This window comes from Brachybacterium sp. AOP25-B2-12 (genome assembly GCF_052378625.1).
GTDB lineage: Bacteria > Actinomycetota > Actinomycetes > Actinomycetales > Dermabacteraceae > Brachybacterium.
The window spans coordinates 167,138-180,397 of record NZ_JBQSXW010000005.1 but is presented as its reverse complement, the minus strand read 5'-3'; the positions used below and the strand labels follow the sequence as shown (position 1 = coordinate 180,397).

At 71.9% G+C, this 13,260-nt stretch carries 12 protein-coding genes; 5 read left to right on the top strand and 7 right to left on the bottom strand.

Features of this window, described 5'->3' with window-relative positions; translation table 11 throughout:
- Positions 1–2 precede the first annotated feature (2 nt).
- The gene (locus ACT3TZ_RS05835; protein ID WP_444582455.1) at positions 3–794 is read right to left on the bottom strand and encodes a DUF4245 domain-containing protein; all 792 of its coding nucleotides are present in this window, start codon (positions 792–794) and stop codon (positions 3–5) included.
- A 112-nt stretch (positions 795–906) separates the two neighbouring features.
- Between ACT3TZ_RS05835 and ACT3TZ_RS05830 the strand changes: the two genes are divergently transcribed.
- Positions 907–1,818, top strand: coding sequence for a carbohydrate kinase family protein (locus ACT3TZ_RS05830; protein ID WP_444582454.1), 912 nt, complete (start codon positions 907–909; stop codon positions 1,816–1,818).
- 125 nt (positions 1,819–1,943) lie between these two features.
- Complete coding sequence (locus ACT3TZ_RS05825) at positions 1,944–3,344, top strand: class II fumarate hydratase (RefSeq protein WP_444582453.1); 1,401 nt, start codon at positions 1,944–1,946, stop codon at positions 3,342–3,344.
- Between the two features lie 353 nt (positions 3,345–3,697).
- Here the strand turns inward: ACT3TZ_RS05825 and ACT3TZ_RS05820 are convergent, their stop codons facing one another.
- The 3 genes from ACT3TZ_RS05820 to ACT3TZ_RS05810 form a co-directional block, all read right to left on the bottom strand.
- Positions 3,698–4,279, bottom strand: coding sequence for an endonuclease domain-containing protein (locus tag ACT3TZ_RS05820; RefSeq protein ID WP_444582452.1), 582 nt, complete (start codon positions 4,277–4,279; stop codon positions 3,698–3,700).
- Between the two features lie 1,587 nt (positions 4,280–5,866).
- Positions 5,867–7,309, bottom strand: coding sequence for a PhoH family protein (locus ACT3TZ_RS05815; protein WP_444582451.1), 1,443 nt, complete (start codon positions 7,307–7,309; stop codon positions 5,867–5,869).
- Positions 7,310–7,520: 211 nt separating this feature from the next.
- On the bottom strand, positions 7,521–8,279 hold the full coding sequence (locus ACT3TZ_RS05810; protein ID WP_444582450.1) for an isoprenyl transferase: 759 nt from the start codon (positions 8,277–8,279) through the stop codon (positions 7,521–7,523).
- A 207-nt stretch (positions 8,280–8,486) separates the two neighbouring features.
- Here ACT3TZ_RS05810 and trhA point away from each other — a divergent pair, with 207 nt between their 5' ends.
- Positions 8,487–9,254, top strand: a complete 768-nt coding sequence (gene trhA, locus ACT3TZ_RS05805) for a PAQR family membrane homeostasis protein TrhA (protein ID WP_444582449.1) — start codon at positions 8,487–8,489, stop codon at positions 9,252–9,254.
- Between the two features lie 9 nt (positions 9,255–9,263).
- Here trhA and ACT3TZ_RS05800 read toward each other — a convergent pair whose 3' ends face one another.
- Positions 9,264–9,629 carry a hypothetical protein gene (locus tag ACT3TZ_RS05800; protein WP_444582448.1) on the bottom strand — a complete coding sequence of 122 codons (366 nt, stop codon included), beginning with the start codon at positions 9,627–9,629 and terminating at the stop codon, positions 9,264–9,266.
- On the bottom strand, positions 9,626–10,525 hold the full coding sequence (gene mca / locus ACT3TZ_RS05795; protein ID WP_444582447.1) for a mycothiol conjugate amidase Mca: 900 nt from the start codon (positions 10,523–10,525) through the stop codon (positions 9,626–9,628). The genes ACT3TZ_RS05800 and mca overlap by 4 nt, the downstream gene beginning before the upstream one ends.
- 131 nt (positions 10,526–10,656) lie before the next feature.
- Between mca and ACT3TZ_RS05790 the strand changes: the two genes are divergently transcribed.
- A complete protein-coding gene (locus ACT3TZ_RS05790; protein ID WP_444582446.1) occupies positions 10,657–11,046 on the top strand; it encodes a DUF4307 domain-containing protein in 390 nt (129 codons plus the stop codon).
- Between the two features lie 329 nt (positions 11,047–11,375).
- On the top strand, positions 11,376–11,864 hold the full coding sequence (gene greA / locus ACT3TZ_RS05785) for a transcription elongation factor GreA (protein WP_444582445.1): 489 nt from the start codon (positions 11,376–11,378) through the stop codon (positions 11,862–11,864).
- A 134-nt stretch (positions 11,865–11,998) separates the two neighbouring features.
- On the opposite strand, the gene ACT3TZ_RS05780 is transcribed toward greA, so the two are convergent.
- The gene (locus ACT3TZ_RS05780; RefSeq protein WP_444582444.1) at positions 11,999–13,255 is read right to left on the bottom strand and encodes an AI-2E family transporter; all 1,257 of its coding nucleotides are present in this window, start codon (positions 13,253–13,255) and stop codon (positions 11,999–12,001) included.
- Between the last annotated feature and the right edge of the window lie 5 nt (positions 13,256–13,260).

Genomic DNA, 13,260 nt, shown 5'->3' with positions numbered 1-13,260 from the left:
GCTCAGCCGCGCACGGCCTCCAGGGCCGGCGTCGCCAGCTCGACGAGCTCCTCCTGCTCGACGTCCCCGTGCACGAGGATCGCCGCGCCGTCGGCCGAGCAGGCAATCCCTCGGGAGGCACCCTCCCCCTCGCCCACGTAGACGGCGCATGCGGTCCCGGCGACGTCGACGGTGCCCTGGCTGTGCGCACCGGGCAGGAGGTCCTGGACCAGGGCCGGGGTGACCGCCGTCGTCTCGGTCATCGTCACGAGGCCGCGGCTCGGCGCGGAGTAGCGGATGGTCCAGCGCGGATCCTCCCCGTCCTGATAGCGGGCGCCGGTGGCCTCCCACCCCTCGTCGACCTCGGGCACGGCGACCGTGAACGGAGCGACGTCCTGGGCACGCTCGGCACTCGCGGTCACGTCGACGCGGCTGTTCTCGGGGATCTCGCGCTGCAGGTCACGGCCCACCCCGAAGAACAGGATCGCCACGACGATCACGACGACCATCGTCAGCGACAGCGCCCAGACGACATTGCGCACGGTCGTGGGCTGGGACATCTTCGCGTAGGGCGAGCGCGGCGCCGGAGCCGGAGGCCCGGCAGGTGCTCCCTCGGACGGCTCGCCGGGCGTTGCCTCGGAGGTCCCCGCAGCGGTCGCGTCGCGCACCTCGGATGCCGCCCTCTGCACGCGGTCCGTCTCCGACACGCCCCGCGTCGTGCGGGGCCGGGTCGAACCGTCGTCCTCGACTCCCGTCCCACTTGCCGAACGGGCCGAGGGATCGCGGGCGTCGTCGGGCGTGGGCACGGAGGGCATGGCTCCATTGTGGCCGATGCCGACCGTCGATCCCTGACCGCCCGGAGCCGTCGAACCGCCGAGCGCCGCCGTCGTGTTCGCCCCGGAGCGCTTTACCTGCGATGATCGGGGCGTGACCGCGAGATTCCTCACCGTCGGAGAATCCCTGACCGACATCGTCGTCGCCGCTGACGGCACACGCAGGGAGTTCCCCGGGGGTTCCCCCCTGAACGTCGCCGTGGCCCTCGGGCGCCTCGGCCACGAGTCCCATCTGCTGACCCGGATCGGCGACGACCCGCGCGGTCACGCCATCCGGGATCATCTGGTGGCCTCGTCCGTGCAGCTGACCCCGGGCAGCATCGACGACCGCCCCACCTCGACCGCCGAGGCGCGCCTGAGCTCCGACGGCAGCGCCGAGTACACCTTCGACCTGGCCTGGGATCCGGACGCCCGGGACCTCCCCCGCCAGGTCGACGCCGTGCACACGTCCTCGATCGCCGCGGTCCTGGACCCCGGGGCGGCCCGCGTCGCGGACGTCCTGGCCCACCACGCCCGCACCGCGACCATCAGCTACGACCCCAACGCCCGCCCCGACCTCATGGGCGATCCCGTGCGCACCCGCACCCTCGTGGAGGCGATCATCGCCCGCGCCGACGTGGTCAAGTCGAGCGACGAGGACATCGCGTGGCTGTACGGGACCGACGACGTCGAGGACGTCGTCGCCGGATGGCGTGCGCTGGGCCCCACCGTCACCGTGCTCACGCGCGGCGGGGAGGGCGCCACGGGCTTCGGTCCGACGGGACGCGTGGCCGTCGAGCCCGTGCGCGTCGACGTCGCCGACACCGTGGGCGCCGGCGACACGTTCTCCGCCGGCATCCTGCACGCCCTCGCGCTGCGGGGCTTGCTGGGTGCGGCAGGCCGCGAGGCGCTCGATGCCGTCGATGCCGTCACGCTCGGCGAGGTGCTCGCCACGGCGGCCGCGCTCGCGGCGATCACCGTGTCGCGCCCGGGGGCCGACCCGCCCTGGACCCACGAGGCCGCCTGACTGCAGGCCCCGACCATCACATCCTCCGCGTGGCGCACCGTGGCGCCCTGCCCCCCACACCACATCCCTGCACCGCGGATCCGGCCGTCACGGCCGCGCCTCCGCCCACCGATCGAGGAGATCCCATGAGCGAGAACCACGTCGAGTACCGCATCGAGCACGACACGATGGGCGAGGTGCGCGTCCCCGCGAGCGCCCTGTACCGCGCACAGACCCAGCGCGCCGTCGAGAACTTCCCCATCTCCGGGCAGGGTCTCGAGCCGCTGCACATCCACGCGCTCGCGGAGGTCAAGAAGGCCGCGGCGCGCGCCAACCAGGAGCTCGGCGTCTTGGACGACGCCCGCGCGACGGCGATCGTGCGCGCCGCCGACGAGGTCATCTCCGGCGTCCACGACGACCAGTTCCCGGTGGACACCTATCAGACGGGTTCGGGGACGAGCTCGAACATGAACATGAACGAGGTGCTCGCGACCCTCGCCTCGACCGCCGACCTCGACGTGCACCCCAATGACCACGTCAACGCCTCGCAGTCCTCCAACGACGTGTTCCCCACCTCCGTGCACGTGGCCGTGACCGGTGCCGTCGAGCACACGCTGCTGCCGGCCCTGGAGCTGCTGGCCGCCTCGCTCGAGACGAAGGCGCAGGCCTGGAAGGCCGTGGTGAAGTCGGGCCGCACGCACCTCATGGACGCGACCCCGGTGACGCTGGGACAGGAGTTCGGCGGGTACGCGGCCGCGATCCGCTACGGCATCGAGCGCGTGCAGGCGGCGCTGCCCCGCACCGCGGAGGTCCCGCTGGGCGGCACCGCCGTCGGCACCGGCATCAACACGCCCCAGGGCTTCCCCCAGCGCGTCATCGAGCTGCTCGGCGAGCAGACCGGCCTGCCCCTGACCGAGGCGCGCAACCACTTCGAGGCGCAGGGCGCCCGCGACGGTCTCGTGGAGATGTCCGGGGCGCTGCGGACCATCGCCGTCTCGCTCACGAAGATCTGCAACGACCTGCGGTGGATGGGGTCGGGCCCGAACACGGGTCTCGGCGAGATCGCCATCCCCGACCTGCAGCCGGGCTCCTCGATCATGCCGGGCAAGGTCAACCCCGTGATCCCCGAGGCCGTTCTCATGGTGTGCGCCAAGATCGTGGGCAACGACGCCGCGATCGCCTGGGGCGGCGCGCAGGGCTCGTTCGAGCTCAACGTGCAGATCCCGATCATGGGCACGAGCCTCCTGGAGTCGGTCCGGCTGCTGGCCAACGGCTCGACGGTGCTCGCCATCAAGACCGTCGACGGACTCGTGGCCCATGAGGACAAGGCTCGTTTCTACGCCGAGGCCTCCCCGTCGATCGTGACGCCGCTGAACAAGCTCATCGGCTACGAGAACGCCGCGAAGATCGCCAAGCACGCCGTCGCCGAGTCCATCTCGGTGCGCGAGGCGACCATCGACCTGGGCTTCGTCGAGCGCGGTGAGCTCACCGAGGAGCAGCTCGACACCGCCCTCGACGTGCTCGCGATGACGACGCCGCGCGCCTGACCCAGCACCCTCCGACCGCCCGGGGCGGGACCTGATCGAGGTCCGGCACCGGGCGTCGTCGTGCCCGGGTAGGTGGTGGAGTCGCTGCGTCCCCTGCTCGGGCTCTCGGGTTGGCGACGGTTCTGCGACCGCGTCCTGGACGGCAGCGCTCGTCTCGCATCGGTCCGATGGTCCCGTCTCGCCCGGTCCCGCCCCGTCTCGCCCAGCCCCGTCCAGTCCCGCCCAGCCCCGTCCAGTCCCCCGGTCCCGTCCCGCCCTGCCCCGTCCCCCGGTCCCGTCCAGTCCCTTCTCGTCCCGTCCCGTGTGGGGGGCTCTGATCCGGCGGCGCTCGATGGCGTGACCAGGACCGCCTCTCACGCGCGCAGGTCTGCCATCGACCGCGCGATCGTCCGGTGGTGGTCACCGCGGGCGATGACCGCCAGCAGGCTGCGCTGGGTCGAGTACCACGAGACGAACACCTGCTCCCAGGTCAGCCTCGTCACCGTGTAGCCGAGAGCTCGCAGCTCGAGGTCCCGGGCGCGGTCCCGGCGATACGCGTCGTCCGTGTCGTGGTGGCGCCTGCTGTCGCACTCGATCACCCAGCTGTCCCCCACCAGCAGGTCGACCCGACCGACCCCGGGGACCCACACCTGCGACCTGACGGGGACGCGGCGGCCCTCCAGCCACCACCGCACGGTCGTCTCCGTCCCGGACTCCGCGTCGCCGCGGATCCGGCACAGCGCCCTCCGGCTGTTCCCCGGGAGGACAGCGACGACGTCGAGAGCGCGGTCGAGGGAGATCTGCCCCTGGTGGACCGCCGACTCGAACACGGTCGCGGCATCGACCGTCTCCAGGCAGCGGCCGGCATGCTCGAGCACTCGGGCGATCCCGGGGACCGGATCGGTGTCCGGCCACGCCCGCAGGGCCGGCCCGTGCCACGCGAGCGGCACGGACACTGCCGACGTGCTCAGCGTGTGCCCCGCACGGCCCAACGGTCTCAGCGGAAAGGCGAGCGGCGCGCCCGCTGCGTCCGCGCGGCTCCGGCGGTTCCTTCGGTCCAGGTGGCTCGGGGCCCCTGGGTCGCCCGGATCTCCCGGGGCTTCCAGGTCGCCCGGGTCCTTCGGGGTCGAGCTCACCGCAACCGCACCCGCGCGAGCACCCCTCCCCGTCCGGGGTCGGAAGACGTGCACGGCTCCGCGACGAGGCGGCACCCATAGTCCCCGGATCGCGGCGGCATCCACGCAGGTGGGCCGTGCTCCGAGGCGCAGAACGGCGACCAGTTCGGCCGGAGCGTCCAGCGTCACGTACCACTGCTGCACCCGCCGCACCGCGCCGTCCCGGAGCCATTGCTCCACATCGGACACGGAGAGACCACGGCGGGCGAGATCGGATCGATGGACGATGCCGGAGATGCGCATGGCTCGATCCGAACATCCCGACCACGGACCGATCCAGGGCACCTGCGCCGATGTGTACAACTCCGAACGACACGGGGTGGTGGAGGAATCGGCGCTCCGCGGACTCGGAGCGAAGCCCGAGAGCGGCGCCGCCGCACGGGTCCGCCCCAGGGCGCACGCCTGCCGCCGCTCCCGTTCGCCACAGAGCACACGCCTGCCGCCCGACAGCACACGCCTTCCCCCGCACCGGTTTCCCCCCGGAGCACACGCTCCCCGCCGTACGGATGCGAGGTCTGCATCGGCCACTGGCTCGGAGCGGCTACCTGTGATGCCCAGGTGGTCGAGTTCTCTGCATCGTGCGAGCGGGCACATCGTGAAGTCCCGTCCCGTTCGGCGACACATCGCATCGCCGATGGCCCCGACCTCGTCCGCGGTCCACGCGAGGTGACGGGACGTCCTCACTCAGGACGGCTCCTATACGGTCCATCTGAGCGAAGACGTCCCGTCACCCACGACCCGACGTGGACCCACGACCTGCATCCAGGACCAAGACCGGGCCCGAGTCCAGGCCCAGGCCGATGCCGATGCCGATGCCCAGGCCAATGCCAATGCCAATGCCCAGGCCGATGCCCAGGCTTAACCCCAGGCCCAGATCCAGACCGAGACCGAGACCGACCATTCATTCCGCCTCTGCGGCCTGCACCGGCCGTCGGCCCCGCTGCTCGCCCTGGCCCGACTCTGCCGACCGCCGCCCGGCGGGGTCGACGCCGACTCGACGTCATCCGGCCCGACACACGCCGCCCGACTGGCAGGTACGGGACGTCCTCACTCAGCAAGGGGCCATATGCGGGCTACCTGAGCCAAGACGTCCCGTCACCCGCCGACACGACGCGGGAGTCCTCGGCATCCGCTCCACCAGAACCGTTCGCCGCGCCAGCACCCCCTTGGGGCCGTCCAGCACAGCCCGGCCCCACCAAGCCCGTCCGCCACACCCCTGCCCGGTCAGGCCCTTCCCCCACACCCCGCGCCACCACGGCCGAACACCACCCTGCCGCACCGACAGGTTCGGGACGTCCTCATTCATCACGGGCCACATACGACCCGCCTGAGCCAAGACGTCCCGTCACCCCACCCAACGAACCGCCGCTACAGCACCGGCTCGTCGAGCACATGCGTCACGAGCTCGGCCACCTTCGACCTCTCGGACCGCTGGAGCGTCACGTGGGCGAACAGGTCGTGCTCCTTGAGCGCCTCCACCACGCTCGCGATCCCGTCGTAGCGGCCGATGCGCAGGTTGTCGCGCTGGGCGATGTCGTGGGTGAGCACCACGCGGGAGTTCTGGCCGATCCGCGAGAGCATCGTGAGCAGGACGTTGCGCTCGAGGGACTGCGCCTCGTCGACGATCACGAAGGCGTCGTGCAGGGAGCGGCCGCGGATGTGGGTCAGGGGCAGCACCTCGAGCATCCCGCGGGACATGACCTCGTCGATGACGTTCTGGGCGACCATCGAGCCCAGGGTGTCGAACACGGCCTGACCCCAGGGGCCCATCTTCTCGCTCTGGTCCCCCGGCAGGTATCCCAGCTCCTGCCCGCCCACGGCGAACAGCGGCCGGAACACCATGATCTTGCGCTGCGTGCGCTTCTCGAGGACGGCCTCGAGCCCGGCACACAGTGCCAGGGCACTCTTGCCGGTGCCTGCCCGCCCGCCCAGGCTCACGATCCCGATCGAGTCGTCCTGCAGCAGGTCGATGGCCATGCGCTGCTCGGCGCTGCGGCCGGTGACGCCGAAGACGTTCTGGTCACCGGGCACGAGGCGGACGGTGCGCTCGCGGGTGATCCGCCCCAGCGCCGGCCCGCGGGGGCTCGCGAGCTGGATCCCGGTGTGCACGGGCAGGTGCGCGACCTCGGGCACCTCCACGGCCGTCCCGTCGTACAGACGACTCATCGTCTCCTCGTCGATGCTCGCGCTGACCATCCCGGTGTACCCGCGGTCCCGCGCCAGCTCGGCGCGGTACTCCTCGGCGTGGATCCCGCTCGCGGAGGCCTTGATCCGCATGGGCAGGTCCTTGGAGACCAGCACGACCTGCTTGCCCTCGAGCTGCAGGTTCTTGGCGACCGCGAGGATGCGCGTGTCGTTGTCGCCGAGTCGGAAGCCGTCCGGGAGGCTCGCCATCGACATGTGGTTCAGCTCCACGTGCACGTGACCGCCCGCGGTGCCGATGGGCAGGGGCACCGAGAGGTTCCCGTGGCGGTCGCGCAGGTCGTCGAGGATCCGCAGGGCCTGGCGCGCGAAGTACCCGAGGTCGGGGTGGTGGCGCTTGGACTCGAGCTCCGTGATCACGACGATCGGCAGCACGATGTCGTGCTCGGCGAATCGCGTCAGCGAGAGGGGGTCCGCGAGGAGGACCGAGGTGTCCAGCACGTAGGTCAGCGTGGTGGTGCCGAGGCCGTCGAGCTCGCCCTGGGCGGTCTCGAGGGAGGGCACCACCGGCGGCAGCGGGGAGCCTGGTCGCGGATGTCCTGACGCCGCGGCCCCCACCCCCGTCCCGCTGTCCGTCGGGCTGAGATCGAGTGCTGCGGTGTCGTCCATGGATTCCTCCGGTCGGGCCGATCCTTGGTCTGGACCCTAGCCCGCACAGCGCAGCGGTGTGAGCCACGGCACGCACGGGGCCGACAGACGTTCACCCGATCGTTACCGAGTCGCCCCTGCCCCCGATCGCACGCGCGACCCCATCGATCCGCGTCGCCGGTCCCCGTCCCGATCCCTCGCGCGACCCCATCGGTCCGCGCCGCCGGCCCCGTCAGGATCCGAAGCGCCGCTCCCGCCGGCAGTAGTCGCGCAGGGCGCGCAGGAAGTCCGTGCGCCGGAAACCCGGCCAATAGGTCTCGCAGAACCAGTACTCCGAATGCACGGACTGCCAGAGGAGGAATCCGGACATCCGCTGCTCGCCCGAGGTGCGGATGATGAGGTCGGGATCCGGCTGACCGCGGGTGTAGAGGTGCTCGGACACGGCGTCGATGCTGACGGTCTCGGCGATCTCCTCGACGGAGAGCCCGTCGGCGGCGCCGGCGCGGATGATCTCCCGGACGGCGTCCACGATCTCCTGGCGCCCGCCGTAGCCGATCGCGAGATTCACGACGAGGGAGCGGCGCGGCTCCGCGGCATCGATCATGGCCTGGATGCGCGCCTGCACGGCATCGGGCAGCAGGTGCGCGCTCCCGGCGATCCGCACGGCATACCCCGCGGCGGTGTGCTCGGCGACGGCATCGGCGATGATCTCGTGCAGCGAGGCGAGCTCCTCGGCCGGCCGCGAGAGGTTGTCGGTCGACAGCATCCAGATGGTGACCAGCGGGATCGCCATCTCCTCGCACCATTCGAGGAACTCGGTGATCTTGGCGGCGCCCTGACGGTGGCCCTCCGCGGTCGAGGCGCCGGACGCCTTGGCCCAGCGGCGGTTGCCGTCGACGATCACGCCGATGTGGCGCGGAAGACACTCCGGGTCGAGGCTGTGGGCGAGGCGGCGCTCGTAGACGCGGTGCAGCAGTCCGTCGTCCTCCATGGCCCTCCCCTCGCGCGATGCCCGGACTCCCCGGTGACCGCGCCATTATGTCGGACCACGAGGACGGGCGGGCCCGGTCCTGTTCGGCGCGGCTCGGATCCTCACGGGATCTCCTCGCACGCGCGGGGCGCGCGACCGGCACCTGCCGCGGACGCCGACCGGAGGCTCCCCGCGGAACCTACGGATGCGTAGGTTATCCTGACGCCCATGAGCACCCCCCAGCCTCTCGCCGAGCACGACGCCACCCCGGACGGCCGTGCCGCGGAGGCCACCGACACCCCCGTCGAGGACGACTCCCCCGCCGCGCGCCGCCGGGCCCTGAAGCTCCAGCGCCTGCTGGGCTCGACACTCCCCAAGCCCCGGCTGCGCGGGGTCATCCACCTCATCGCCTTCCCGACGGCACTGGTCGCGGGGCTGCTGCTCGTCGCGATCGGCCCGGACCTCCCGACGCGCCTGGCCTGCGTCGTCTTCGCCGTGACGGCATGCTCGCTGTTCGGGGTGAGCGCGACCTACCATCGCGGGACCTGGAAGCCGCGCCTGGCGATCACGCTGCGGCGCATGGACCACGCCAACATCTTCCTGGTCATCGCCGGCACGTACACCCCGCTCGCCGTGGCCCTGCTCGAGCCCGCCTCGGCGCGGACCCTGCTCATCATCGCCTGGTCCGGAGCGGCCGTCGGCGTCGCGTTCCGCCTGTTCTGGACGGGAGCGCCGCGCTGGCTGTACACCCCTGCGTACGTCGCCCTGGGATGGGTGGCCGTGCTGTACATGCCGCAGTTCCTCGCCGGCGGCGGCTGGGGCGTGGTCACGCTGATCGTCGCAGGCGGGATCCTCTACACCCTCGGCGCCGTCGTGTACGGCCTCAAGCGTCCGAACCCCTCACCGTCCTGGTTCGGGTTCCACGAGATCTTCCACGCCTTCACGGTCGCCGGATTCACCTGCCACCTCGTGGCCGTGGTCCTCGCGATCACCTGATCGGCGCGGTCACGTCCGCGGGGACGGTCCTCCGCCGGGCTCGCCCTCGGGCCGATCCCGCGCCGATTCCTCGGCCGATGCGCCCTCCGCGCCACCCTGGGCATCGAGCGCGGCCTGCCGCTCCTCCTCCTCGAGGCGATGGCGCTCCTCGATGCGCTCCCGCGCGGTGATGCGGCGCACCCGGCGGCTCATGTCGAGCACCAGCAGCACGAGCGCCACGGCGATGAGGAACATGACGATGAAGCCCGGCAGCCCCGGGGACACCGTCACGGCGTTGAGGTCCTGGCCGTCGGAGGGTCCGTCCGAGACGCCCTCGGCGAGCAGCGTGCCGCCTGCGGCGAGCACCTGGGTCAGCGCGATCCCCGCCCCGCTCATCGCAGGCCCGCGAAGAGATCGGTCTCCGGGAGGGTGACGCCGATCCGTGCCGTGCGCAGCTCGTAGTCGTCGGTGGGCCAGGCGTCGTGGAGCACCTCGTTGCCCACCGCGAAGAAGAAGCCGTCGGGATCCACCTGGGTCGCGTGCGCGCGCAGGGCGGCATCGCGCTTGTCGAGGTGGTCGCGCACGTCGATCCTGGTGGTCAGGAGCCGATCGCCGCTCTCGTCGAACCGCATGAGCATCTGCTCGATCTCCTCGCTGGGCCGCCCGTGGGCCCGCAGGTACCGCGCGATCGCGGCGAAGCGCTGCCGGGAGAACCCGTTGTTGTAGTACAGCTTGGCCGCGGCCCACGGCTGCCCGAGCTCGGGCGCGAACGCGGGGTCGGCGGCCCAGGCGAAGGCCGCGACGCTGATCCGGTGGCTCATGATGTGGTCGGGGTGGGGGTAGCCGCCGTTCTCGTCGTACGTGGTCAGCACGTGCGGCCGCAGCCGACGCACCGCCGCGACGAGGGGGCGGGTGGCCGTCTCGAGATCGAGGGTCGCGAAGGACCCTTCCGGGAGGGAGGGCAGGGGGTCGCCCTCGGGCAGTCCCGAGTCGATGAAGCCGAGCCACTCGTGGTCCACGCCCAGGATCTCCTGGGCACGCGCCATCTCGCGGCGGCGCACGGCCGGGAGGTCGGCGAGCGCCTCCGGGTCCTCCTGCATGCGGGGGTTGAGGATGTCTCCCCGCTCGCCGCCGGTGCAGGTGATGACGGTGACCTGCTCGCCCTCCTCGGCGTACTTGGCCATCGATGCCGCGCCCTTGGAGGACTCGTCGTCCGGGTGGGCGTGGACCGCCACGAGGCGCAGCGGCTCCGACGGGACCACGGGGGCCACGTCGACGGGGGTCACGGTCACGGTGTTCCTCGGTGGGGCTGGGAGCGGGGGCGCGGCGGGACCGCGCGAGGACCCTGCAAGGGTACGTCGGTCCGCCTGGACGCGCGGCGCACGCACAGGTGCGTCCCGCCGGGCTCTGCGAGACTTGGGGCATGTCGACCGTGGTCCCCCGCCCCAGCAGCCGCTACGGACGTCCCCCCAACCCTCGCCGCAACAGGGTCCTCATCGGGATCCTGGCCGCCGTGTTCCTCGTCCTGGTGGTGGTCATCGGGATCGGGATCGCCCACGAGCCGGTCCGTGCGGAGACGATCTCCTACGACCACGTCGACGACCGTCACATCGACGTGACGTACCAGGTCACGATGCGCCCGGGCACGACCGCACGGTGCACGCTCGAGGCCCTCGACGCGAGCCGCGGCCAGGTGGGCTTCACCCAGGTGGACATCGGCGCCCAGCGCGGCACGACCACGAACCACACCACCCGGGTCGCGACCCAGGGGGCCGCGGTCTCGGCGACCGTCTCGAGCTGCGACCCCACCTGAGTCCGCGGTCGTCCCCGGACGCAGATGTCCGGCAGGCCGACACAGCGGGACCGACGGGCACACGCCCGCCCACGACACAGTGCTTCTCACATCGCCTTCTCCTCCCGGTGCCGCGGAGGCCCCGTGTATGCTGGTGCGTTCCACGGTGACGTGACCACGCGGGGCACATGGTGAATGTGTCCCGTTTCTGCGTCGCACGTCCGGGGGGGACCACGGTGGTGACACCACCTCTGCATCCCGGTCGCCCGTCCGCGAGGGCGTCACCGCACACCGACCGTGATCGGCCCGTCGGACGACGGACGATCATCGACCAGCATCAAGGAGCAACCGTGAGCACTGATCCCGGCACCGCCTGGCTCACGCAGGAGGCGTTCGACCGTCTGACCAAGGAGCTCGAGACCCTCGAGGGCCCGGGCCGCACGGACATCGCCGAGCGCATCGCCGCCGCGCGCGACGAGGGTGACCTCAAGGAGAACGGCGGGTACCACGCCGCCCGCGAGGAGCAGGGGAAGATGGAGGCCCGCATCGCGGAGCTCAAGCGCCTGCTCAAGAACGCGGTCGTCGGCGAGTCCCCCAAGGACGACGGCGTCGTCGAGCCCGGCATGGTCGTCACGATCAGCCTGGCCGGCAAGGAGCGCACGTTCCTCCTGGGCAATCGCGAGATCGCCGACGGCGACGACCTCGAGGTCTACTCGACCGCGTCCCCCCTGGGTGCGGCGATCCACGGCTCGTCCGTCGGCCAGACCGTCGAGTACACGGCGCCCAACGGCACCGCCCTGTCGATCGAGATCCTCAAGGCCACGCCCTACAAGGCCTGACCTGCACGCCGGGATGCACCCGGCAGCCGAGAGGCCCGCACCCCGACACCACGGGGTGCGGGCCTCTCGCCATCGGTGCTGGTCCAGGTCGCGTCCGCGACGGCGCCCACGCGACCTGCCGGACCTGCTGGACCTCAGGCGCCCGGGTGCGTCCGGCCGGCGCGCCGCGCGCGCGCCAGGCGGCGCACCCCGGCGATCGGCCGGGCGCCCGCGAGCCGTCGCGCGCCCGACACGAGCATCGACGCGGTGCGGGAGTCGTGCCCCAGCTCGGGGCTCGGGTCCCTCCCGACGAGCTGCAGCAGCGTGGCGTTGAGGAAGGCGATGAGCGGGATCGCGAACAGGGCGCCGGCGATCCCGGCGGTCTCGGCCCCGAGCGCGACCCCGAGGATCACGCCCAGGGGGTGCAGGCTCACGGCGCGACCCATCATGAAGGGGTGCAGGACGTCGGCCTCGATGAAGTGGACGGCCAGCACGATCCCGACCATCACCAGCGCGAACACCCAGGACTTCAGCACGAGCACGAGCAGCACCGCGATGGCCCCGGAGACGATCGCACCGATCAGCGGGATGAAGGAGAACAGGAACACCAGCAGGAACACCGGCACGGCGTAGGAGCCCAGCCCGAGCGCGGCCACGCCGATCCCGATGCCCGTGCCGTTGATCGCCGCGACCACGATCTGGGTGCGCACGTACGCCGACAGCGCCTTCCAGCCGCGGCGGAACGCCTCATGGGTGGGGATCCGGGCCGCGGGGGGCAGCAGGCCCACCACCCAGCGCCAGATCGCCGCGCCGTCCTTGAGCAGGAAGAACAGCGCGAAGAGGCAGATCACGAGTCCGGTGAGGGTGGTCCCGATGGTCTCGACCCCGGTGAGGGCGCCGCGCGCGATCGTCTCGGAGTTGGCCTGGAGACGCTGGAGGAGCTCCGTCTGGGCGCGTTCGAGCATCGACGGGTCGAGCCGCAGGGTGCTCGTCGCGTAGGACACCAGCTGCTCGAACCCGCTGACGGCCTTGGACTGGATGCTGGAGAACTGTGCGGTGAACTGCTGGCCCGCGACGGTGATCATCCCGGCGACCACGAGGATCGTCCCCAGGAGCACCACGAGGCTCGCGAGCCCGCGTCCGAGCGGCGTGTGTCGCGCGAGGATCCCCACGAGCGGCGACAGCAGCGCCGCGAGCAGGATCGCCACGAGGACGGGCACGAGCAGGGACATGACCTGCCCGAGCGCCCAGAGGATGCCCGCCGCCGCGACCACCACGACGATGAGACGCCACGACCAGGCGGCCGCCCGCCGGACCCCGACCGGGATCTCGCGGACCTCGGGAGGCAGCGCGGATTCGGCGTGCGGGCCCGGCCGCTCGGGACGGCGTGCGGTAGGGCGGAGGAGATCCATGGGAC

Excerpts from the sequence above, each read along its gene's own strand:
- ACT3TZ_RS05810 (WP_444582450.1), bottom strand. The coding sequence starts at position 8,279 with ATGGAGGACGACGGACTGCTGCACCGCGTCTACGAGCGCCGCCTCGCC.
- trhA (WP_444582449.1), top strand. The coding sequence starts at position 8,487 with ATGAGCACCCCCCAGCCTCTCGCCGAGCACGACGCCACCCCGGACGGC.
- ACT3TZ_RS05835 (WP_444582455.1), bottom strand. The coding sequence starts at position 794 with ATGCCCTCCGTGCCCACGCCCGACGACGCCCGCGATCCCTCGGCCCGT.
- ACT3TZ_RS05815 (WP_444582451.1), bottom strand. The coding sequence starts at position 7,309 with ATGGACGACACCGCAGCACTCGATCTCAGCCCGACGGACAGCGGGACG.
- ACT3TZ_RS05800 (WP_444582448.1), bottom strand. The coding sequence starts at position 9,629 with ATGAGCGGGGCGGGGATCGCGCTGACCCAGGTGCTCGCCGCAGGCGGC.
- ACT3TZ_RS05825 (WP_444582453.1), top strand. The coding sequence starts at position 1,944 with ATGAGCGAGAACCACGTCGAGTACCGCATCGAGCACGACACGATGGGC.
- ACT3TZ_RS05780 (WP_444582444.1), bottom strand. The coding sequence starts at position 13,255 with ATGGATCTCCTCCGCCCTACCGCACGCCGTCCCGAGCGGCCGGGCCCG.
- ACT3TZ_RS05790 (WP_444582446.1), top strand. The coding sequence starts at position 10,657 with ATGTCGACCGTGGTCCCCCGCCCCAGCAGCCGCTACGGACGTCCCCCC.